The sequence below is a fragment of the Acidovorax sp. 106 genome (assembly GCF_003663825.1).
Classification (GTDB): domain Bacteria; phylum Pseudomonadota; class Gammaproteobacteria; order Burkholderiales; family Burkholderiaceae_C; genus Acidovorax.
Genome location: NZ_RCCC01000001.1, coordinates 4,534,056 through 4,554,704 on the forward strand (window position 1 = coordinate 4,534,056; position 20,649 = coordinate 4,554,704).

Genomic DNA, 20,649 nt, shown 5'->3' on the forward strand with positions numbered 1-20,649 from the left:
GCAGTGGCCTGCAACAAGCCAGGGGTGGCCCCCAAACAGGTGACTAAACGAACAGCGGCGTCTCGGCCACTTCCACCCGGTTGCGGCCCTTTTGCTTGGCCAGGTACATGGCGGTGTCGGCCCGCTTGAGCACAGCGTCGGCAGAGTCGCCGCGCACGCACAGCGCCACGCCAATGCTCACCGTCAGCGCGATGGACTGCGGGCCGGATTGCACGGGTTGCGCCTGCACCAGAGTGCGCAGGCGCTCTGCCACCGCTTGGGCGCCAGGGCCATCGGCATTGGGCAGAAAAATGGCGAACTCCTCGCCCCCCAGCCGCCCCATCACGTCTTCCTTGCGCAGGCAGCGGTTGGCCAGCGCCACAAACTGGCGCAGCACGTCGTCTCCGCCGCTGTGGCCCCAGGTGTCGTTGATTTTTTTGAAATGGTCCAGGTCCAGCACCAGCACGGGCAGGCTCTGGCGCATGCGCTCGGCCTGGCTGATGGCTTTTTCCAGCAGGGTGAGGAAAGCACGGCGGTTGAACACACTGGTCAGCGGGTCCACCTCGGCCAGGTGGCGCAGCTCTGTGGTGATGTACTCGTTGGTCAGCATCACGGTACCAAATGCCATCATCACCAGGGCAATCGTGGACTCCAACACCACGTACTGCGACAACAGATCAATCAACCTGGCATCAGGCACGCCCACGGAGTCCACCGTTGTCAGGCGAAACAACAGAGGCCGCAGCAAGACAAAGATGCCATGGAAGCCCACCAAGCCAGAGAAGAGGTAACGGGCAGGCACATTGCGAAACCCACCCCGAGCCAGAGTGACCGCGGTGAGCACAAAGTAGACACCGCTCACCAGCCCCGACAACGCAAACCGCGCCCCCAAGTGGGGTAACTCGACGGTGAAGTAGATAGACACGCCCACCAACGCTGCGATGGCCGCGACTGCATAGGCATGCGAGGGCAAGGTGCGGCCCATGTATGCGCGACTGCCCAGGAAGCAAAAGTACGCGGCCAGGGCAATGCTGCTTTGCGTGAGCGCCACGGACACCAGTTCGGGAAATAGGTCGCGCACCAGCAAATTGGTGCAAAAGACCGACGCGCTCAGGAACGAAAAGGTCCACAAGCGCAGGCCTGGGATGTTTTTGTTGAAGAACCACACGGCATACAGCACTGTGGTGACCAGCGCCGCAAGGATGGCTGCAAGAACAATGAGCGTGGGGCTGTGCACAGAAAAACGAGGGCGAAGGCTGAAGGCGGGTAGGCTCTTTGGCGGCATGCCATGGGGCTGCGTTGTGCGCGCCCGGCCATGCAGATGGGGATTTGTATCAAATGTTAACCGAAGGTGGTGACAGTTACTCTCGCATTTAGAAAACCAAAGGCTGCATCAACGCCTTGATTCGGCCCCAAATCTGCGGCCAAAGGTTCTGGCAGAAGGCGCCTGTGTTTTCAATGATGTCCGCATACCGCTCCGATGTGCACCACGCCATCGCACGCTATGGCCAGGCCCACAGAGGCCAAAGCACACACAGGCCGGCTCATGCCAGCTCATGTAGACCACTGCGCCATTTCCGCTTCAAACTGTTCCATCGGCGCGGGACGGCCATACAAATCGCCGAATAGCCCTGGTAGCTGGTGCAGCCATAGACCCACAGGAGGCTCTGCTGCGCTAACCAACCACACTGCACTCGCGCCGCAGCAGCGCCAGCGCGTCATGCATCTGGTAGTCCATGTCACTGGTCAGGGTCTTGGTGGCGTCTTGCACAAAACCCGTCCACAGTGTCAGGTAGTCACTCTGGTAAATGCCCGGGGCGTTATCGCGGATGAACTGGGCTGCGAGTTCAGGCGTCCACCCGCTTTTGCGGATTTTCCGCACCAAGCTCGCAGCGGTTTTCTCGGTGAGCAGCGTCTTTTTGGGTGCCCCGGCAGCCAGACAAACAAACAGGGTGAGCAGGGAATGCTCGTCTTCGTTGCCCTGGGTGGTTTTGAGCCACAGCTTGCTGGCGGGCAAAGGGGGCTCATTGCCGTCTTCCAGGGCATCCAAGCTGCGGTGGTAGCCGTCCACCTCGGCCAAGGGGTCGTCCAGCAAAAAGTACCGGGCCCGGAACACGCCAGTGGGCCGCAACAGGGTCCGCAATGGCACCGCAGCATCCAGCAGCTTGGGCATATCGGCCAGCACGACTTGGCACTGCGCCTGCACAGCATCGCGCAAGGCCGCAGGCAGGCCCGTGGGCAGCCGCAATGCAGCAGGCACGGGTTGCTTCTTTTTGCGCAGCGTATTCACCAGTTTTTCAAATGCCACCGTGTGGGGCCATTCGCCCATCGCCATGGCCTGCGGGGCCAGTGCTTGCATCAGCAACCCGGTGCGAATCACCGCCTCGGCATCTGCCCCCGCCGCCTCCAGCTCGTCCGCGTCTAGGTCGTACTGCTCGGCCAGCCATTGGGCCGCAGCGATGGCTTGGCCGATGTGGCTGCGCCGGGCCAGTTCTGCTTGGTATTCGGCATGGCTGCGCAGCGACCACACGGCCAACAGCGGCGTTTGCGCATCGTCGTAGCCCGCCATGCCGAAGTTGCTGCTCTCGGGCATGGCAATCAGGCGCTTGAGCATGTCCGAGCCGCCTTTGGAGCGCGACAGCAAGGAGTTGTCGCGCAGCGAGACGGCTGCTTTGGTCAGGTCGCCCCCCGTCGTATCCAGCAGGTACAAGCTGATGAGGTTGACCATGCGGTCACGGGCCTTCTCCAGCTCTGGCCGCAAGAATTCGCTGCCAAAGTAGCGGGCAATCTGAACGATGCCTTTGGGTGCGTCGGTATGGATAGCAGCCAGCCGCTGCACATCAATGATGCCGTGCTGCACGCCATGGGCCAGTACCTTGTCAAAGAACGGACGGGCATCGTGCAGCTGCAGGGCGCGGGCGGCTCCCACCGGATGGACATCGGAGGAAGGCGTATCGGGCAGGGTCATGTTGGTATCCATCGCGCTATGTATTGTTCACGGGCCATGCAGCTCGCGCAGCCCCCACCAGGCCCCTTCGCGCAGGGACAGCCCCGCCGCACTGGCGAGTCCCCCTTGGTGGCTCGGCGGCTCCATGAAAGGGGAAAGGCGCAAAGGGCCTCAGGGGCTTGCAGTCTTTAAATGGCAGACTCTTCGTCTGACACCCGGGCTGCAGGCGTGGCCTTGCCCCGGTCTGTTTCGCTGGTTTCAAACTTGCCGTCGTCTTCCTCCGCAGGCTCATCGGTCTCGTCCAGGCCCAAATCAAAAGCCCTGGCCTTGGCCCGCAGCACCAGCAAGGTTTCAATGAACAGGTCGCGGCACTCATAGCGCAGCAGCCAAGCCATCTGCATCCAGTCGCGGTCGGCCACTTCGTCCAAGTCCACGCGCGGTTGCACATAGCCTGAGGCCAGCAGCTCATCGTCGCTCAGCGTCAGTCCATAGTCTTCGGTGGCATCGAAGGTGCCAGTGCGCGCAAAGGACTCCACGCGACTCCACTTTTCCGCAAAGTAGTTGGCCAGGGCTTCGGCGCCACCGTCCAGGTCGCCAATGGCCGTCAAGAATTCGATAGGGTCGGCATCGTCACGGAACACCACCGCGTTGACCATGCTGCGCAGGTGCGTGTGGGTCAGGTCCTTGTACTGTTTCTCCAGCACCATGGCACGGGCAAATTGCTCGGGCGTGACCAACATATTGACCACAGACGCCTTAGAGTCGTCGTACTCGCGCATCACAGCCAGAATATCTTTGGGCGCCAGTTGGTCCAGCACGACCATCAGGGCGTTGTCGCCATCGGTGTCTGCCAACTCAGCCAGTGCTGACTCGGCACCCACGATATCGCCGGCTGCAATAAGGCTGGTGGTCTTGGTGATAAGGGCCAGGTGGTTGCTCATAAAAATCGGTACGTGGATGGTTGGTGTGCAGTTCAATCTTTGCGCTCAAAGCCCACATCGGCCAGCCAGTTGGAGCTGGCTTCTTCGCGGCTGCGGCTGTTGTGCGGGTCAGCCGCATCGTCCGCGCTCAGCGCGTCGTAGCCATCGTCGTGCTCCGCTGCATCGGCATCGTCCTCATCGGCCTGGCCCTCATCGTCGCCCTGGGCTGCGGCGGCAAATCGCGCGTGCTGCAGCAAATACTCCAGCCCCGCAGCCACCACCATGAAGCGCTCTCCACCCGGCTCACTCAGCACGGTTTTGGCCAGGGAGGCCGCCCAGGGCTCCAGCGTGACAACGCTATCCAACGCGGACCACTGCGGCAGATCGTCCTGACCACAGGCCAGAACTTGCTCCAACGCATTGGCCCGACCAAACCGAAAGCCCTGGTGAAACACCACCGCCACCATCTCAGGAGCGAGTTCCATCATCTTCACCAAAAAGCCGATTTCAGACCGCTTTTGGGCCAGCCGCTTGCGCAGAACGTCTTTGCCTTCGGAGTCTTCGGTCAGGTCATCGATCTCTGCTTGGTAAGCAGATCGCAGGTCATGGAAATAAGGAGAGATTTTCACGGGGCAAGGATGTTGTGGGTGTAGGTTTGCCAGATTTCCTGGGCGGTCTGCAGCGGGTCGTCCAGCAGGTTGCGGCGACGGTTGTCGTCATAGGCCTGGCGCGCCTCGTCGTCGGACAGCACCTCATAGGCTTTTTGCACGGCGGCAAAGCACTGGGCTGCATCGGGGGCATCGTTCTTGTCGGGGTGATAGAACGAAGCCTTTTGCCGAAAAGCCTTTTTGATATCGGCCAGCGAGGCGTTGGCCGCTAGCCCCAAGGCTGCGTAATGGTCGGTCATTGGGTGTCTATCCAGTTGAACAGCACGGGCACTGATGGCACTGCATCGGTGCATGCATGGGCACAGGCATCAGCCAGAGCCCAGCGGCGGCAATGCGCCAGCGCTGGCGGCTGCCAGACAAGACGAAAGCAGCCCATGCCAGCGCAAACGCTCAGCCTGCCAAGCTCACAAAAACATTTTGCACATCGTCGTTGCCATCAATCGCCGCCAAGAAATTCTCCACTTCTTCCAGCTGCTCAGCCGTCAGGTTGGCAGGATTGACAGGGTTCTTGGGCTTGTAGCCCAGCTTGGCAGACAACACGGTAAAGCCTTGTGCGGGCAGTGCACGGCTGACCAAGTCCAAGTCCGTTGGGTCTGTCCAGAACGTGGTGGTGCCCTCTTCGTCCCCGGCTTCAAAGTCCTGGGCGCCCGCCTCAATGGCGGCCAACTCAGGGTCTGCGTCAGGCTTGGCGGGTTCCGCTTCGATCATGCCCACATGGTTGAAGTCCCACGCCACCGAGCCAGACGTGCCCAATTGCCCCTTGCGGAACAAAACCCGCATTTCAGGGGCCGTCCGATTCACATTGTCCGTCAGGCATTCAACCATCACGGCGACCTGGTGGGGGGCAAAACCTTCATAAATGACGCGCTCGTAGTTAACCGCGTCAGCACCTGTGCCAGAGCCCTTCTTAATGGCGCGCTCCAAAGTGTCTTTGGGCATGGACGCCTTGCGAGCCTGCTCAACCACCAAGCGCAGACGGGAATTGCTGGCGGGATCGGCACCACCACGGGCAGCCACGGTGATTTCCTTGACCAGCTTGCCAAACAGCTTCCCTTTGGCGTCGGCCACAAGGGCCTTGCCTTTTGCTTTCCACTGTGCGCCCATGGCGGTTCTCTTTCTAGGTGTTGTAGCGCGCGACGGCGCTGGTTGGTTGATAGATCGGTGCGCAGGGCCGCTCTTACAAGCCCAGCCTACACGCATTGCTGTATTTTCCTTGATGCGAGCGCACCACCATCGCGCGCAGCCCCATCAAGCAGGTCTTAGAGCCTGTTTACGACCTCGCTTGTTCCACATCAGCCCTAAGTGCCGTCACACAGGCATGGAACATACAAACGACAAACCGATGAATTACTCTGCTATCAGTTGCAAAGCGGCCCGACTTCACGCAACATCGCTGCGCCAATTTCGGCAACCAGGAGTAATCACAACATGAAAAAAATCCTTGTCCTCGCGCTCGCGCTCGCAATGTCACCGGTCATCATGGCCAAGAGCGTCAACCACAGCACGAAAGGACATTCTGTGCAGAAAAGCGCCCACGCCAAGCCCACCCACCGCAACAAGGCCAAGCCCAGCAGCCACCGCAGGACTGCAAAGCCACACACCAACAAGGCTGGCACACAACGATAAATGCACAGGGCGAACCTGCTTTAGCGGCAGGTTCGCACTAGCCCCATTTTTCAGGGGGCATAACAACGCCCAGCAACTCATCGACCAAAAACAAAAACCCGCTACTTTTTCAAGAGCGGGTTTTGCGGCAAATGCCGAATTGGGTGGTAGGACGTACTGGATTCGAACCAGTGACCAACGGATTAAAAGTCCGCTGCTCTACCAACTGAGCTAACGTCCCAACCGGAGCTTTTACATTTCTGTAAAGACTCAAATTATAGCTTGAATTTTAGGACTTCAAAGAAGTCTCTGCTATTTTGTCGATCACCCATCCGGCTGCACACTGACCAAAGGTGGCCGTCACCGCAACCACCGAGCCATAGCCATGGCAATTGAGCGAGCCATCCCCTTCGCCAGCCAGCATGCAAGACGCATCGGGCGGGGCGACAGCTTCGCGGCTGAAAACGCACACCACGCCCATTTTTTTCCCATCGCGTGCAGCACGATGGTGCTTGCGCAAGCGGTAGCGCAGCTGCGCCAGCAATGGGTCGTGGGTCGTAGCAGCCAGATCGTCGATGTCTACTTTGTGGGCCAGGCGTTTTCCCCCTGCCGCACCCACCGAGATCAGGCGATGTTTGCCTGAAAGAGCCCAGGCCGCCATGGCGGTCTTGGCCTTCACCTGGTCGCACGCGTCGATCACGGCATCCACCGCAACGCCCGCCAGCAAACCTGGCCAGTTGTCGGCATCGACAAAGTCGTCAACGCAGTCGACCCTGCAAAAAGGGTTGATCTGAGCAATACGGTCGCGCATGGCCAGCACCTTGGCTTGGCCCACGGTGCCCGAGAGCGCATGGATTTGGCGATTGATATTGGACTCTGCGACATGATCCATGTCGATGAGTGTCAGGCGCCCAACACCGCTGCGAGCCAAGGCCTCAGCAGCCCAGGAGCCCACCCCCCCCACACCGACCACGACCACGTGCGCGCCGCGAATGCGCTGCGCACCCGCTACGCCATAGAGCCGCTCTAGTCCCCCAAACCGGCGCTGCGTGACCTCGTCAGGGGCCACGGAGCCAGGCACGGCACCAGAACCACTCAGGTCAACGGGCACCACAGGATCACTTGAGCCGGGCAAGTCGCTCTTTCGCCGCTGCGGCCGCCTCAGACTGGGGGTACGCGCGAACCAAGTCTTCCAGCGTCTTGCGAGAAGCCCGGTTGTCCTTCAACTCCAACTGGCAGTTGGCAATCGACAGCGCAGCTTCAGGGGCACGCGCATGGGTCGGGGCATCAGTCAACAACTGCTTGAAGTTGCCAATGGCTTCCTTGTAGTCACGCTGTGCATACTGGGCGTTGCCCAGCCAAAAACGCGACGAAGGCACATAGCCACTGCGCGGGTTCTGGCGCACGAACGACGCAAAGGCAGTGCTGGCTTCTGCGAACTTGCCAGAGCGGAAGATCGCCAGCGCGGCTTCAAAATCCCGCTTCTCACTGGGATCGGCCTGGAACTCCTGGCCATCCAGAGTCACCTTCACCGGTTCAAATTTGCTCAGGCGTTCATCGACCCCCTGGGCAATGTCTTTCTGGCGCCGCTGCAAATCTGCCACGTCGCGCAAAAGCTGCTCATTTTGACCACGCAATTTGGCCTGCTCAGAGCGCAGCAACTCGATCTGGTTCTGCAGATCGAGGAGGTTGCGGCGAAGCTGTTCGCTGTCCTGGCGCAACTCCTCGGCCGATCGTTGCTGGGTCGCTTGCATGGAGTCCACGCGCTGGCGCAGCTCCAAAATAGCCCTGCGTGCTTCACCATCTTCGAAGATGGCGGCTTGGCTGGCCGTGGCAAAAAGCCCTGCCAGCAAGGCTGCCAGCAGGGTTTTGAACGGCTTAACGATCAGTGGCGATTGCATCAGCGGTACGACAGTTCAGCGCGGCGGTTCTTGGCGTGGACTTCTTCAGTACCGCCTTGGGCTGCAGGCTTTTCCTTACCAAAGCTCACCGCTTCGACTTGAGCGTCTTGCACGCCCAGCAGGGCCAGTGCGCGGCGCACAGCCTCCGCACGCTTTTGGCCCAGGGCCAAGTTGTATTCGCGGCCACCGCGCTCATCGGTGTGGCCCTCCACCATCAGCTTGCGGTTACCGCCAGCCTTGATGAAACGGGCATGCGCTTCGATCACAGCCTGGAACTCTGGCTTGATCACGTAGCTGTCGTAGTCAAAGTACACGATGCGGCTCACGCCCACTGGGCCTGCGCCGTCACGGGCCGATTGGTTCAGATCCACACCGGCCACGCCGCTTTGGCTGGTGCCGCCCGAGTTGGCACCATTGCCAGTCGTAGACGAGGCTGTTTTGTCTTCCACTGGCACGTCGTCGAGCTTGACGCCAGAGCTGCAGCCAGCGGCCATCAAGGCGACGAGGGAAAGGGCCAGGGTTGCTTGTTTGATCATCCAAAAATCTCCAAAAAATACAAATTGCAAAGAAAACTCAAAATTTCATTGTTTTTGAAACGCGCCCCAATCGGGTTCACGGATGTCTCCGGCTTGTCCGGCCAAGCGAGCCTTGATTTTCCCATCCAACGTGGTGGTCATCAGCGCCTCGCGGCCCTGATGTTGGGTTGCATAGACCAGCAAGCGACTGTTGGGGGCAAAGCTGGGGTTTTCATCCGCCGTGGTGTCGGTGATGGCATTGGCCGTACCCGTCGCCAAATCCATGACGTGCAGTTTGAACGCACCGCCCACCCGCGAGATGTAGGCCAGCCATTTCCCATCGGGGCTGATGCTGGGCGAAATGTTGTAGGTACCAGAGAACGTGACCCGCTCGGCATTGCCGCCGCCCACAGGCACACGGTAAATCTGCGGGGCACCGCCACGGTCGCTGACAAAGTAAATGCTGCGCCCGTCACCCGAGAAAACCGGCTCGGTATCGATACCAGCGCTTTGCATCAGGCGCCGTGGCTCACCACCATTGGCATCAATGGTGTAGAGCTGCGAGCCACCGTCACGGCTGAGCGTCACAGCCAGCGTACGGCCGTCTGGCGCCCAGGCGGGCGCGCTGTTGGAGCCACGGAAATTCGCAATCAAACGGCGTCGGCCCGATGCCACATCGTGAACGTAGACCACAGGCTTGCGCGACTCGAACGACACATACGCAATCTGACCACCACTAGGGGACCACGCGGGCGAAATAATGGGTTCGGGGCTGGACAAAGCAGACTGCGCGTTTTCACCGTCCGCGTCGGCCACCCACAGGCTGTAGCGGGGGCCCGTTTTCGTCACGTAGGTAATGCGGGTGGAAAACACCCCGCGCTCGCCTGTGAGCTTTTCGTATATGAAATCTGCAATGCGGTGTGCCACCAGACGCAGATCGCCCTGCGTGACGACATAGCTTTGGCCGCCCAAGTCCTGCCCACGCACCACGTCCCACAGGCGAAAACGGACATCGTAGCGCCCATCGGCCATGCGAGTGACACTGCCCGTCGCCAAAGAATCCGCACTCTTTTGCCGCCATAGGGCGACATCCGGGCGAGAAGACTCGTCCAATGCGGCACCCGAGGCATCGACGGACCGGAACTGCCCGCTGCGTTCCAAGTCCGCTTGAACGATGGCCGCGATCTTTTGGGGAGACTGCGCATCACCGCGAAACGGTACGATGGCGATAGGCAATTGGGTCAACCCCACGCCGGTGACTTCAACGCGAAATTGCGCCTGAGCCAAAGCAGGTATCGCAGACGCTGAAGCCGCTGCCGCCAGCAGGTGGCGACGGTTGGGATGCGGCACAGCCGCAAGGAAAGTTTGGAGTGAATTTTGTTCGATGGTCATTGGCATCCAGCAGTAGCCGAACAATCGCCGCATGGCGTAAGACAGGCCCGAATGTTACACACAGGCGACGCCCCCCTGTGACAAACTGTGCAACCCTTGTGGGGTGAAGACATTTTTACGGGCGACAAACCTGTGACTGAACATGGTTCTTCAACACAAGCGCGTTTTCCAAAGGCTGCAATTTTGGCACTGCGGGCGCGCCCCGTTTGCAGCCGCGCAGGTTTGTTGACACTTTCAGCCTGAAGTTCCACGAACTTGTGCAGGACGAGCCCTCTGTGAGCATCAGGCTGCAGGCCCAAAGCTACAGCTCGTAGCAAAACGTAGAATCGCCAGCACATGCAAGCACAAGAAACCAGAGCCGCGCAGGCCCAAACTCCCAGCCTCCCATTGATGACCCGATTGGCCAGGCTGGCCGTTTATTTTGGACACCAGCGCCTTGCCTGGGGCCTTGCCATTGCCGCCACGCTGGTGGGTGCAGTGACAGAGCCCATGATTCCAGCACTGTTGCAACCCCTGCTGGACAGAGGATTCACCCAAGGAACCCTGCAACTGTGGACCGTCCCCCTGGCCATCATGGGGGTGTTTTTGGTGCGCGGCTTCGCACAGTTTGTGGGGCAGTACGCTCTGGCAAAAATTGCCAACGAAGGCATGCTGCTGCTGCGCAAGGCGCTGTTTGACCGCGTGCTTTCCGCAGAAATGGGTTTGTTTGGCCGCCAGTCGGCCAGTGCGCTGTCCAACACCGTGGTGTATGAGGTGCAAAACGGCTCCAACCTGCTGGTGCAGGCCCTGCTGGGGCTGTCGCGTGACGGGTTCACCCTGGTGGCACTGCTGGGGTACCTGCTTTATTTGAACTGGCAGCTCACGCTGATTGTGGCGGTGGTCGTACCCGGGGTCGCCTGGATCATGAAGACGCTGTCGCGCAGGCTGTACCACCTTACCAAGGTGAGCCAGCAAGCCACGGACGAACTGGCCTATGTGGTGGAAGAAAACGTGCTGGCCCACCGCATGGTGCGCTTGCACGGCGCGCAACAGGGTCAGGCCGGGCGTTTTGCCGCACTCAGCCAAAGCCTGCGCAGGCTGGCCATCAAGTCCACCATCGCATCGGCTGCGATGACCCCGCTGACCCAGTTGCTGGCGGCAGCGGCACTCTCTGTGGTGATTTGCATTGCGCTGTGGCAAAGCCGTGGCGCTGTAGACACCAAGGACGTGACAGTGGGCGGCTTTGTCTCCTTCATCACCGCCATGCTGATGCTGATTGCCCCCATCCGCAGACTGGCCGATGTGGCCAACCCCATCACCCGCGGCGCTGCGGCGCTGGAGCGCGGCTTGTCCCTGCTTGGAGACACAGGCGCTGAAGCCCAGGGCACCCACACCACGGACAGGGTGCGCGGCGAAATTGTGCTGAGCCATGTGAGCGTGCAATTTGGCAACGACCAGGCCCCGGCGCTTGATGACATCAGCCTGCGGGTTGCCCCAGGCGAAGTGGTGGCACTGGTGGGCCCATCGGGTGCAGGCAAGACCACGCTGGTCAATCTTTTGCCACGCTTCATCAACAGCAGCCAGGGGCAAATCACGCTGGACGGACAAGAGCTGACCACCTGGAACCTTGCATCGCTGCGCGGCCAGTTTGCGATGGTGAGCCAGGACGTTGTGATGTTCAACGACACCATTGCCGCCAACGTGGCACTGGGCAGTGCCATGGATGAGCAGCGCGTGCATGAATGCCTGGCTGCCGCCAACCTGTCAGAGCACATTGCCGCCCTCCCCCAAGGCATTCACACCGTGGCAGGACACAACGCGACCCAGCTCTCAGGCGGCCAACGGCAGCGCCTGGCGATTGCCCGCGCGCTGTACAAAAATGCGCCCATCCTCATCCTGGACGAGGCCACCTCGGCCCTCGACACCGAATCGGAACGGCTGGTCCAAGACGCTCTGCAGCGCCTGATGCAGGGCCGCACGACGCTGGTGATTGCCCACAGGCTTTCCACCATCGAGCACGCAGACCGTGTGGTGGTCATGGAGCGCGGGAAAATCGTGGAGCAAGGCAGCCACACGCAGTTGATGGCCGCTGGCGGCCTGTATGCGCGACTGCAAAGCCGGCCAGGAGCAACAGACGCCCACTGACGAACGCTGACAGAGCAACCACGCCCCCCGTGCCACTGGAGCACGGACGCCGCAGTCAGCATCAATCAGCATCAATCAGCAGCTGTCAGCTCACCAAGCCCCTGCGTTGGGCTGACGCTTGCGAATGGCCGCAGCAATTTGCGCGGCCGCTTCAGCGCGGCTGACACGCTGGGCAAAGTTCACGGCCGTCAGCCCCAATCGGTTTTTCAGCGTGGGGTCAGCCCCCTCTGCCAGCAATAGCTTGACGATATCGGACGAGCCATATTGCGCGGCCATCATCAACGGCGTGGTTCCATTGGGCGAGGCGGCATCGATGTACGCGTGATTTTCCAGCAGCAGCGCTGCAATGCGCAGGTGCTGCTCCGTGCCACCCGATGCCGCATAGTGCAAGGGCGTCCAGCCGGTCTTGTTGACGTCGGCATCGCGCGCAATCAGCTGTTTGACGGCGTCTTCGTTGCCCTTGATGGCCGCCATCATCAGGGGGCTTTCGTCCTGCGCATTGCGCACCTCTACCTGGGTATTGCGCGCCGCCATCAACGCCGCAAAGGCTTTGTGCGACTCTTCCTTGAGTGCGATGACTAAGCCCACCTGCCCCTTGGCATCCCGTGTGTTGGGGTCAAAACCTCTGCGCAACAGGGCTGTGATGGTGTCCGGGTCGTCCCGCAAAATGGCCGTGAAGAAATCGTCGTACGAGCCAGCCACAGCCCATGGTGCGGATCCGGCCAGGGCTGCACCCAGCAAGGCGGCACGGCGCGTCAGCATGTCACACCTCCTGCCACAACCCCCGTAAACAAGGTCTCAAAATTGCGGCTGGTGGCCTGCGCCACCTCTTGCACCGACAGGCCCTTGCACTGGGCCACCTGCTGCGCCACATACGGCACATACGAAGGGTTGTTCGTCTTGCCCCGGTAAGGCACCGGCGCCAGATAAGGGCTGTCGGTTTCGATGAGGATCCGGTCCAGCGGGGCAAAGGCCACTACGTCGCGCAGGTCCTGCGCATTCTTGAAGGTGATGATGCCGGAGAACGACAGGTAATAGCCTAGATCCAGTGCGGCACGGGCCACCTGCATGGATTCGGTAAAGCAGTGGAACACGCCCCCAGCCACATTGCCCGCCCCGTCCTCGCCCTCTTCCCGCAAGATGGCCAGGGTGTCGTCCGAAGCGCTGCGGGTGTGAATGATCAACGGTTTGGCGCAGGCGCGCGCTGCGCGGATGTGGGTGCGAAAACGGCTGCGCTGCCACTCCAGGTCGGCAATGCTGCGACCGCCCTTGCGGTCTTCCATGCCGTAGTAGTCCAACCCTGTTTCACCGATGGCCACCACACGTGGCAGCGCTGCCTTGTCGAGCAAATCCTGCAAGCTGGGCTCCTGCACGCCCTCGTTGTCGGGGTGCACCCCCACGGTGCTCCAAAAGTTGTCGTACCCCAGGGCCAGCGCGTGCACGTCGCCAAACTCCTCCATGGTGGTGCAAATGCACAAAGCCCGCTCCACCTGCGCATCGGCCATGGCCTGGCGAATGGCTGGGAGCTGGCTCACAAGGTCAGGAAACGAAAGGTGGCAGTGCGAATCGGTAAACATGCGGACTCAAAATGAAAAAGCCGACCCGCCAGCGCGGGTCGGCGCAGGGCGCGGCAGCGCCATCAAATGGTTTGGGTAGGACGTTCTGAGCCCAACGCAGTTCCCAAAATTTCTTCGATCTTGAGCTTGAGCAGACGCGACTTGTCGTCTTTCGGGAACTGGATGCCCACACCCTGGGTGCGATTGCCTGCGGCCCGTGCGGGAGTCACCCAGGCCACGCGACCTGCCACGGGGTATCGCTGCGTGTCGTCGGGCAGCGTGAGCAGCACATACACATCGTCGCCCAGCTTGTAATCACGCTGGGTGGGCACAAAGATGCCACCCTCTACAAAAAACGGGATGTACGCGGCATACAAGGCGCCCTTTTCCTTGATGGCCAGCTGCATGACGCTGGGACGGGGTGCGGTGGATGGACTGCTCATGGTGATCAATGCGTTGGTTGCCTTGAGTGTAGGGTGTTTCGCGCCTGGGCGACAAGCGCCTCCAGCATCAGGCCAGCGTTAAACGGGTGGTCTGCCGTGCGCGCCTCTTTGGCCAGGGCCTTGGACCAGCGGGTCAAGGCAGCCAGGGGTGGTGGCTTAGGCAGGTCAGCCACCGCAAAGTAGCGCGGAGCCGCGCCCACCCCCACCGACAGCAAATCGTGACACAGCTTTTGCAACGCATCGATGGCCTGGGCCGGTGCCCAGTCGCCCAAAGCCGTCACATCGCCCCGCGCCATGGCCTGCGGCAAAGATGACCAGGCCTGCGGACTGCGCCCCGAGCGGGCCACAGCCAGGGCATCGTCTGGCCGCCCGCCTGCGGCACGTAAAAATGCCGTGGCCGCATCGGCGGCAATGCCTTGCGATTGCAGCCAGGGCAACATTTCCGCCTGGCTCGGCCACACCATGGTGTGGCCCAGGCAACGGCTGCGAATGGTGGGCAGCAGCTGGTGAGCGGCCTCACTGGCCAACACAAACCGCACATCACCAGGCGGCTCCTCCAGAGTTTTGAGCAACGCATTGGCCGTGACGTGGTTCATTTGCTCGGCCGGGTACACCAGCACCGCCTTGCCACGCCCCCGCGCCGAGGTGCGCTGCGAGAACTCCACCGCATCGCGCATGGCCTCCACGCGGATCTCGCGGCTGGGTTTGCGCTTCTTGTCGTCAATTTCAGCCTGGGCCTTTTCGGACAAAGGCCAGCCCAGCGCCAGCATCTGCACTTCGGGCATCAGCACGCACACATCGGCATGGGTGCGCACGTCAATGGCGTGGCAACTGGCGCACTGGCCGCAGGCGCCATGGGAGGTGGGGGCATCGCACATCCAGGCGCGCACCAGCTCCAGCGCCAAGGCATATTGCCCCATGCCCGAGGGGCCTTGCAGCAGCCAGGCATGGCCGCGCTGGGCCAGCAACGTGGCCCGCTGCACCGCAATCCAGGGCGCCAGAGGCAGGGTATCGGCGGTGGAACGTTCGCTCATGGGGCCAGCCCAGGTGTGGGCACCATGATGGACAGCCAGCCCTTGCACACAAAAACGCTGGTGAGCTGCTGCCACACGCGGTGGCGGTCTTGGGCGGCGTCGATGCGTGCAAAGCGTTGCGGGGCACCCGCAGCGCGGTCGGCGTACCCCTGGGCTACACGCTCAAAAAAGGCCACGGGCTGCGACTCAAAACGGTCGGGCACGCGCGCGCCCACCAGCCGCTGCGCGGCAATCTCAGGGGCTAGGTCAAACCACACAGTCAAATCAGGCTCTCGCATCAAACCAGGCTCTGGCGCAAGCCCAGTCTGCGCCATGCGCTCTAAAACAGATAGCAACTCAAGGTCGAAACCGCGCCCAGCACCTTGGTAGGCAAAGGTGGCATCGGTGAAGCGGTCGCAGAGCACCACATCGCCCCGCGCCAGGGCGGGCTCAATCACCTGGCGCAAATGGTCGCGCCGGGCCGCAAAAATCAGCAGGGCCTCGGTCAACGCGTCCATGGGGTCGTTGAGGACCAGGTCCCGCAGCTTCTCAGCCAGCGGCGTGCCACCGGGCTCGCGGCTGAGCGTGACGGTGCGCCCCTGGGCGCGAAAGGCCTGGGCCAGGCCGTCGATGTGCGAGGACTTGCCCGCACCGTCGATGCCTTCAAACGAGATGAACAAGCCTGTACGTGACATGAAAACCTTCAATGGTGGACGGCCGTCTTTATTGGGATTGCCCGCGCTGGTAGCGGTTCACGGCCCGATTGTGTTCGTCCAGGCTGGCGCTGAAATGGCTGCTGCCATCGCCCTTGGCCACAAAGTAAAGCGCGCGGGTGGACGCAGGCTGCACCGCCGCCAGCAGCGCCGCCTTGCCCGGCATGGCAATGGGCGTGGGCGGCAGGCCGGGGCGGGTGTAAGTGTTCCAGGGCGTGTCGGTCTGCAGGTCACGGCGGCGCAGGTTGCCATCAAACTTGTCGCCCATGCCGTAGATGACCGTGGGGTCCGTCTGCAGCAGCATACCGGTGCGCAGGCGGTTGGCAAACACCCCGGCGATCTGCGGCCGGTCACTGGCGCGGCCCGTTTCTTTTTCCACGATGCTGGCCAGCACCAAGGCTTCAGCGGGGGTCTTGAGCGGCAGGTCGGGCGAGCGCAAGGCCCAGGCAGCTTCGAGCTTGCGGTCCATCGCATGCAAGGCGCGCCGCAGCAGGGCCAGGTCGCTGGAGCCCTTGGCGTAGGAATAGGTATCGGGGAAGAACCGCCCCTCCGCAGGCACCCCTGGGCGGCCAAGTTGCTCCATGATCTGCTCGGCGCTCAGCTGCGCAGTGTCTTGCTTGATCAACTCCTCCTTGGCCAGCGCCTGGCGCACTTGTTTGAAGGACCAGCCCTCCACCAGGGTCAGCGTGCGCAAGGCCTCTTCACCCCGCACCAGCATGCGCAGCAAGCTGCGCGGCGTGGTGCCCGCCGGAATTTCATAGTTGCCCGCCTTGATCAGGCGGTCTTGCCCCGACAGGCGAAACCACGCGTACAGCAGCTGCGCATTGGCTTGGGCGCCTGCCGCCACCACATCACGGGCCACGCCGCGCGGAGTGGTTCCGGGCTCAATGGCCAGCTCCAGCGGCTCTGCGCCGGTGATCAAGGGCTCGTGCAACCACCATGCGGCAGCGGCGCCGCTGGCGATCAATAAAACAAACACCCATGCCAGTAAACGTCGCACAACCCTGCTACCTGTGTGAAAAGGAGGGGGCATCATAATTCAGCCATGACGCAGCTTTTGAACGGTATTGCCCCCCTGTCCCACCTTGGCGTGATTCGCGTAGCAGGCGAAGACGCCACCAAATTTCTCCAAGGCCAGCTCACACAAGACTTTGCGCTGCTGGACATGCAGCACGCCCGGCTGGCCGCATTCCTCTCGGCCAAGGGCCGCATGCAGGCCAGCTTCATTGGATTCAAGCGCAGCGACACCGAAGTGCTGCTGATTTGCAGCCAAGACCTGCTGGCCCCCACGCTCAAGCGCTTGTCGATGTTTGTGCTGCGCGCCAAGGCCAAGCTCAGCGACGCCTCTGCCGACTTTGCGCTGTATGGCCTGGCTGGAGATACTATTAATTCGATAGCTGGCAGCGCTTATCCCGCTTGGTCCAAGGCCGATTTCGATCAAAACACCCTCGTTCACCTCTACCCCGCAGCGGGCCAGCCACGCGCGTTGTGGATCGCGCCCCAGGGCAGCGCCGCCCCGCAAGGCCCCTTGCTGGATGCCTCCGTCTGGCTGTGGAGCGAAGTGCAAAGTGGCGTGGCCACGCTGACCGCGCCGCTGGTCGATGCCTTTGTGCCGCAGATGCTCAACTACGAGTCCATTGGCGGGGTGAACTTCAAAAAGGGCTGCTACCCCGGACAAGAGGTGGTGGCCCGCAGCCAGTTCCGTGGCACGCTCAAGCGCCGCACCTACCTGGCCCACGCCGCAAGCGGCTTCGCAGTGGGCTGCGAAGTGTTTGCTGCCAACGACCCGGAGCAGCCCTGCGGCACTGTGGTGCAAGTGGCGCCCAGCCCCGAGGGCGACGGCGGGGTGGATGCGCTGGTGTCGCTGCAGATTGCGGCCACCGAACACGCCTTGCACGTTGTGCCAGTGGATCCAACGGGTGCGGCCGATGGCATTGCGCTACAACTGCTGCCCCTGCCCTACCCGTTGCTCGACGATATTTGAGCGCTAAAGTGGAGCAGTCAGGCGGCTGGCACATATGCCGCCCCGCAGCACTCCCTCCAGCCTAAAAAACCCGCGCCATCAGCACATGGGCAATGCCTGCCTCCTGGCAGGGCTCGCCCGCCACGGCAAAACCCGCACGCTGGTAAAAACCCTGGGCACTGCACTGCGCATGCAACTGCACCTGTTGGTCGCCACGCGCACGGGCGGCATCGATCAAGGTGTTGAGCAGCACGCGGCCCCATTGGGCGCCACGCACAGATCGATCGACCGCCATGCGGCCAATGCGCCCCACGCCCGGGGCCTGCTGCAACAGGCGCCCGGTGGCCACGGGCTGGCCCAGGCGGTTGTACAGCACGGCATGGCGTGCGCTGGCGTCCAGCGCATCGGCCTCCACATCGGCGGCAATGCCTTGCTCTTTCACAAACACCGCTGTGCGCAGGCGGCCCGCATCGCGGCCCAGGGCATTCCAGTCGCCGGTGCGGGCCTCCACCATGTCCGCGCCTGCTTCAAAACCTTCGAGCATGGCCCGCAGCGCAGGTGGCACCGGGGTGGACGTCTGCGTGGAGGGGTCGGCAAACACATACACCAGCTCGCCACTCACCAGCAGCTTGTCGCCACTGAAGATGCCCGCTTCAAACAGGCTGGAGGAGTTACCAATGCGGGCGCAGCGCAGGCCCACCTCCAGGGTGTCGTCCAGCCGCGCCGAGGCGTGGTACTCCAGCGTGGCTTTTTTCACGTACATCTCGCCGCCCAGCGTCTGCATGCTGGCCTCGTAAGGCAGCGCCAAGGCACGCCAATAGTCCGACATGGCGGTGTCGATGTACATGAGGTAGTGGGCGTTGAACACGATTTTCTGCATGTCCACCTCGGCCCAGCGCACCCTCAGGCGGTGCACACAACGGAAGTTCTGGCGTTGCATCAGGCTCACTCCATGGCAAAGGCTTGTCGCAGCGCCAGGGCTGCATCGGCGTGGGCTTTCAGTGCCTCTGGCACGGCCCGCCCCATCTTGATGAATTCGTGCGTCACACCCCGGTAGATTTCCAGGTCCACAGCCACACCGCTGGCGCGCAGCTTGTCGGCGTAGTCCACGCCCTCGTCCACCAGCGGGTCGCACTCGGCCAGCCCGATCCAGGCCGGGGCCACGCCTTCCACATCGGGTGCATGCAAGGGGGCAAAGCGCCAGTCCTCGCGCTCGGCGCGGGTTTGCACATAGTGGCCAAAAAACCAGCTGATAGCGGGCTCCTCCAGCACCAGACCACGGGCAAACGTGGCGTGAGAAGGCGTGTCTTGGTGCGCAGCACAGCCGGGGTAAAACAGCAGTTGCAGTGCCAGCGGCAACCCTGCATCGCGGGCATAAATGGCATTGACGGCGGCCAGCGTGCCGCCTGCGCTGTCGCCGCCCACCGCCAACCGCGCCGGGTCAGCGCCCAGCGTGGCCGCATGCTGGGCCAGCCAGGCCAGGGCGTCCCAGGCATCGTTGGACGCAGTGGGAAACCGGTGCTCTGGCGCCAGCCGGTAATCCAGCGACACCACCATGGCCCCAGAGAGGCGGGCCAGCTCGCGGCACAGCACATCGTGCGTGGCAATGCTGCCAATGGTGAAGCCACCGCCGTGGGTGTACAGCAGCAAGGGCAGCGCACTGCCCCCAGCCGCTACCGGCGCATACAGGCGCGCAGGCAAGCGGTAACCGTCACGCGCCGGAATGTGAAAGTCCTCCACACGGGGCAGCGCCGCCTTGGCCACCTCCAACACGCCTGCACCTGACTCATAGGCTTTGCGCGCCTCCTCGGGCGTGCGGGTGTGCAGCGGCGGGTGGCCCGCACGGGCCATGCCCTGCAGCACACCGCGCATCTGCGGGGTCAGGCGGGTGTGGTGAATGTGCAAATCGGTCAAAACGCAAAGCTCCTGTCGGCAATACCTGGGATGGGGGCTGGGGAAGGCCTCGGGCTTATTTGAAAGTCACGCGCACAGGTGCAGCACCTGGCAGGCCATCAAAGGTGGCCGTGACGGACAAGCCCGCCTTGGGCGGCAACAGCGGCGAAAACGAGCCCAGGCTGATCAGGTCACCCGGCTGCATCGCCAACCCCTCTTGCGCCAGGGCGCCCGCCAGCCAGACGACGGCGTTGAGGGGGTGCTCCAGAATATCGCTGCCTTTGCCACCTCCCAGCCGGGCGCCTGCGGCATCGGTCAGGCTGACCTGCATGTCGGCCAAGGCTTGCAGCAGCGCATAGCGCTCGGCCCGGTACACCGGCACCGGCAGCGGCGCACCCGCCACGCCCAGGCGCGCTCCCACATTGATGGCGCTGACGCCCGCGCCATTGAGCTTGGGCGGAGCCTGCACCAGCAGGTCGGGCAGCTCGATGAACGGAATCACCTGGTCGATGGCCTCCAGCACTTGCATGGGGGTTTTGGCCAAGTTGATGTCAGCGCTTTTTACGCGCACCAGCATGTCGGCCTCAAACAGCGGGCGGGCGCCAAAAGTGGCATCCACGGCAGCGCCATTGGCCAGCACCATGCCCTCGTACAGCTTGCCCCACACCGGCTTGTCGGTGTTGAAGCGCTTTTGCACCGCAGGGTTGGTCAGCCCCGCCTTGTAGCCCACCACCTTGCCCAAGCGCTGGGCCAGCAGGGCATTGACCTTGGCGCGGGTGCAGGCGCCGTCCGCATCTGACATGCCCTCCACATTGGCGGCCGGAGTTTTCGCCACATAGCTGGCGACCAGCTCGGCGGCTTGCGCGTCGCTCAGGCATTGGGCTTGGGCGCTTGTCGCGCAGGCGACGGCCACCAGGGCCGCCATCAGGGTTTGCTTCGTGTTCATCTGCGTCTCCTGCTTCTAAAGTGGTGCTCCAAGAATCGGTTCAGATGACCGGTTCAAAGAGTCGGCGGGCT

General features: G+C 62.3%; 22 protein-coding genes and 1 tRNA gene. 3 read left to right on the forward strand and 20 right to left on the reverse strand.

All coding sequences use genetic code 11. From position 1 onward, the window contains the following. Nucleotides 1-43 precede the first annotated feature (43 nt). The 6 genes from C8C98_RS19910 to C8C98_RS19935 form a co-directional block, all read right to left on the reverse strand. Nucleotides 44-1,264, reverse strand: a complete 1,221-nt coding sequence (locus tag C8C98_RS19910; protein WP_121455682.1) for a GGDEF domain-containing protein — start codon at nt 1,262-1,264, stop codon at nt 44-46. Between the two features lie 390 nt (nt 1,265-1,654). Continuing rightward, nucleotides 1,655-2,947, reverse strand: coding sequence for a hypothetical protein (locus C8C98_RS19915; RefSeq protein ID WP_121456414.1), 1,293 nt, complete (start codon nt 2,945-2,947; stop codon nt 1,655-1,657). 167 nt (nt 2,948-3,114) lie between these two features. Further along, entirely contained in the window at nt 3,115-3,867 is a 753-nt protein-coding gene (locus tag C8C98_RS19920; RefSeq protein ID WP_121455683.1) for a hypothetical protein, read from the reverse strand. 32 nt (nt 3,868-3,899) lie between these two features. Beyond that, nucleotides 3,900-4,475 carry a hypothetical protein gene (locus C8C98_RS19925; protein ID WP_121455684.1) on the reverse strand — a complete coding sequence of 192 codons (576 nt, stop codon included), beginning with the start codon at nt 4,473-4,475 and terminating at the stop codon, nt 3,900-3,902. After that, nucleotides 4,472-4,753, reverse strand: a complete 282-nt coding sequence (locus C8C98_RS19930; RefSeq protein WP_121455685.1) for a DnaJ domain-containing protein — start codon at nt 4,751-4,753, stop codon at nt 4,472-4,474. Before C8C98_RS19930 ends, C8C98_RS19925 begins: the two co-directional genes overlap by 4 nt. Nucleotides 4,754-4,904: 151 nt before the next feature. Then, a complete protein-coding gene (locus tag C8C98_RS19935) occupies nt 4,905-5,618 on the reverse strand; it encodes a YebC/PmpR family DNA-binding transcriptional regulator (RefSeq protein WP_099655662.1) in 714 nt (237 codons plus the stop codon). 324 nt (nt 5,619-5,942) lie between these two features. Between C8C98_RS19935 and C8C98_RS21695 the strand changes: the two genes are divergently transcribed. After that, on the forward strand, nt 5,943-6,140 hold the full coding sequence (locus C8C98_RS21695) for a hypothetical protein (protein ID WP_143225950.1): 198 nt from the start codon (nt 5,943-5,945) through the stop codon (nt 6,138-6,140). Between the two features lie 144 nt (nt 6,141-6,284). Here the strand turns inward: C8C98_RS21695 and C8C98_RS19945 are convergent. From C8C98_RS19945 to tolB, 5 genes are all read right to left on the reverse strand, one after another. Next, nucleotides 6,285-6,360, reverse strand: a tRNA-Lys gene (locus tag C8C98_RS19945). Nucleotides 6,361-6,408: 48 nt separating this feature from the next. Continuing rightward, on the reverse strand, nt 6,409-7,218 hold the full coding sequence (locus C8C98_RS19950) for a ThiF family adenylyltransferase (RefSeq protein WP_233574716.1): 810 nt from the start codon (nt 7,216-7,218) through the stop codon (nt 6,409-6,411). Between the two features lie 19 nt (nt 7,219-7,237). Beyond that, nucleotides 7,238-8,020 carry a tol-pal system protein YbgF gene (gene ybgF, locus C8C98_RS19955; RefSeq protein WP_121455688.1) on the reverse strand — a complete coding sequence of 261 codons (783 nt, stop codon included), beginning with the start codon at nt 8,018-8,020 and terminating at the stop codon, nt 7,238-7,240. Beyond that, nucleotides 8,020-8,556 (reverse strand): peptidoglycan-associated lipoprotein Pal, encoded by a 537-nt coding sequence (pal, locus tag C8C98_RS19960; protein WP_099741308.1) that lies wholly within the window; start codon nt 8,554-8,556, stop codon nt 8,020-8,022. The genes ybgF and pal overlap by 1 nt, the downstream gene beginning before the upstream one ends. Before the next feature lie 45 nt (nt 8,557-8,601). Next, a complete protein-coding gene (gene tolB, locus C8C98_RS19965; RefSeq protein WP_121455689.1) occupies nt 8,602-9,927 on the reverse strand; it encodes a Tol-Pal system beta propeller repeat protein TolB in 1,326 nt (441 codons plus the stop codon). A 336-nt stretch (nt 9,928-10,263) separates the two neighbouring features. On the opposite strand from tolB, the gene msbA reads away from it, so the two are divergent. Beyond that, a complete protein-coding gene (gene msbA, locus C8C98_RS19970; protein ID WP_121455690.1) occupies nt 10,264-12,051 on the forward strand; it encodes a lipid A export permease/ATP-binding protein MsbA in 1,788 nt (595 codons plus the stop codon). Nucleotides 12,052-12,141: 90 nt separating this feature from the next. On the opposite strand, the gene C8C98_RS19975 is transcribed toward msbA, so the two are convergent. The 6 genes from C8C98_RS19975 to mltG form a co-directional block, all read right to left on the reverse strand. Beyond that, nucleotides 12,142-12,813 carry an ankyrin repeat domain-containing protein gene (locus C8C98_RS19975; RefSeq protein WP_121455691.1) on the reverse strand — a complete coding sequence of 224 codons (672 nt, stop codon included), beginning with the start codon at nt 12,811-12,813 and terminating at the stop codon, nt 12,142-12,144. Further along, nucleotides 12,807-13,628: a TatD family hydrolase gene (locus tag C8C98_RS19980; protein ID WP_121455692.1), complete on the reverse strand. Its 822-nt coding sequence runs from the start codon at nt 13,626-13,628 to the stop codon at nt 12,807-12,809. Before C8C98_RS19980 ends, C8C98_RS19975 begins: the two co-directional genes overlap by 7 nt. 62 nt (nt 13,629-13,690) lie before the next feature. Beyond that, entirely contained in the window at nt 13,691-14,050 is a 360-nt protein-coding gene (locus C8C98_RS19985; protein ID WP_099655670.1) for a PilZ domain-containing protein, read from the reverse strand. A gap of 5 nt (nt 14,051-14,055) precedes the next feature. Further along, nucleotides 14,056-15,084, reverse strand: coding sequence for a DNA polymerase III subunit delta' (locus C8C98_RS19990; RefSeq protein WP_121455693.1), 1,029 nt, complete (start codon nt 15,082-15,084; stop codon nt 14,056-14,058). Next, nucleotides 15,081-15,758, reverse strand: a complete 678-nt coding sequence (gene tmk, locus C8C98_RS19995; protein WP_121455694.1) for a dTMP kinase — start codon at nt 15,756-15,758, stop codon at nt 15,081-15,083. Before tmk ends, C8C98_RS19990 begins: the two co-directional genes overlap by 4 nt. A gap of 28 nt (nt 15,759-15,786) precedes the next feature. After that, nucleotides 15,787-16,776, reverse strand: a complete 990-nt coding sequence (gene mltG, locus C8C98_RS20000) for an endolytic transglycosylase MltG (protein ID WP_233574618.1) — start codon at nt 16,774-16,776, stop codon at nt 15,787-15,789. Nucleotides 16,777-16,821: 45 nt separating this feature from the next. Between mltG and C8C98_RS20005 the strand changes: the two genes are divergently transcribed. Next, nucleotides 16,822-17,760 carry a folate-binding protein YgfZ gene (locus tag C8C98_RS20005; protein ID WP_121455696.1) on the forward strand — a complete coding sequence of 313 codons (939 nt, stop codon included), beginning with the start codon at nt 16,822-16,824 and terminating at the stop codon, nt 17,758-17,760. Between the two features lie 61 nt (nt 17,761-17,821). Here C8C98_RS20005 and C8C98_RS20010 read toward each other — a convergent pair whose 3' ends face one another. From C8C98_RS20010 to C8C98_RS20020, 3 genes are read right to left on the reverse strand one after another with little or no spacing between them, the layout of a single operon-like run. Beyond that, nucleotides 17,822-18,679: a YbgC/FadM family acyl-CoA thioesterase gene (locus C8C98_RS20010; protein WP_121455697.1), complete on the reverse strand. Its 858-nt coding sequence runs from the start codon at nt 18,677-18,679 to the stop codon at nt 17,822-17,824. Nucleotides 18,680-18,684: 5 nt separating this feature from the next. Beyond that, nucleotides 18,685-19,653, reverse strand: coding sequence for an alpha/beta hydrolase (locus tag C8C98_RS20015; protein WP_370450428.1), 969 nt, complete (start codon nt 19,651-19,653; stop codon nt 18,685-18,687). 55 nt (nt 19,654-19,708) lie between these two features. Continuing rightward, entirely contained in the window at nt 19,709-20,578 is an 870-nt protein-coding gene (locus tag C8C98_RS20020) for a 2-keto-4-pentenoate hydratase (protein ID WP_121455698.1), read from the reverse strand. Nucleotides 20,579-20,649: the final 71 nt, after the last annotated feature.

Bases quoted from the DNA above. Each gene is read 5' to 3' on its own strand.
- C8C98_RS19910 (WP_121455682.1), bottom strand. From the start codon at position 1,264: ATGCCGCCAAAGAGCCTACCCGCCTTCAGCCTTCGCCCTCGTTTTTCT.
- C8C98_RS19915 (WP_121456414.1), bottom strand. From the start codon at position 2,947: ATGACCCTGCCCGATACGCCTTCCTCCGATGTCCATCCGGTGGGAGCC.
- C8C98_RS19920 (WP_121455683.1), bottom strand. From the start codon at position 3,867: ATGAGCAACCACCTGGCCCTTATCACCAAGACCACCAGCCTTATTGCA.
- C8C98_RS19930 (WP_121455685.1), bottom strand. From the start codon at position 4,753: ATGACCGACCATTACGCAGCCTTGGGGCTAGCGGCCAACGCCTCGCTG.
- C8C98_RS19935 (WP_099655662.1), bottom strand. From the start codon at position 5,618: ATGGGCGCACAGTGGAAAGCAAAAGGCAAGGCCCTTGTGGCCGACGCC.
- C8C98_RS21695 (WP_143225950.1), top strand. From the start codon at position 5,943: ATGAAAAAAATCCTTGTCCTCGCGCTCGCGCTCGCAATGTCACCGGTC.
- ybgF (WP_121455688.1), bottom strand. From the start codon at position 8,020: ATGCAATCGCCACTGATCGTTAAGCCGTTCAAAACCCTGCTGGCAGCC.
- pal (WP_099741308.1), bottom strand. From the start codon at position 8,556: ATGATCAAACAAGCAACCCTGGCCCTTTCCCTCGTCGCCTTGATGGCC.
- tolB (WP_121455689.1), bottom strand. From the start codon at position 9,927: ATGACCATCGAACAAAATTCACTCCAAACTTTCCTTGCGGCTGTGCCG.
- msbA (WP_121455690.1), top strand. From the start codon at position 10,264: ATGCAAGCACAAGAAACCAGAGCCGCGCAGGCCCAAACTCCCAGCCTC.
- C8C98_RS19975 (WP_121455691.1), bottom strand. From the start codon at position 12,813: ATGCTGACGCGCCGTGCCGCCTTGCTGGGTGCAGCCCTGGCCGGATCC.
- C8C98_RS19980 (WP_121455692.1), bottom strand. From the start codon at position 13,628: ATGTTTACCGATTCGCACTGCCACCTTTCGTTTCCTGACCTTGTGAGC.
- C8C98_RS19985 (WP_099655670.1), bottom strand. From the start codon at position 14,050: ATGAGCAGTCCATCCACCGCACCCCGTCCCAGCGTCATGCAGCTGGCC.
- C8C98_RS19990 (WP_121455693.1), bottom strand. From the start codon at position 15,084: ATGAGCGAACGTTCCACCGCCGATACCCTGCCTCTGGCGCCCTGGATT.
- tmk (WP_121455694.1), bottom strand. From the start codon at position 15,758: ATGTCACGTACAGGCTTGTTCATCTCGTTTGAAGGCATCGACGGTGCG.
- C8C98_RS20005 (WP_121455696.1), top strand. From the start codon at position 16,822: ATGACGCAGCTTTTGAACGGTATTGCCCCCCTGTCCCACCTTGGCGTG.
- C8C98_RS20010 (WP_121455697.1), bottom strand. From the start codon at position 18,679: ATGCAACGCCAGAACTTCCGTTGTGTGCACCGCCTGAGGGTGCGCTGG.
- C8C98_RS20020 (WP_121455698.1), bottom strand. From the start codon at position 20,578: ATGAACACGAAGCAAACCCTGATGGCGGCCCTGGTGGCCGTCGCCTGC.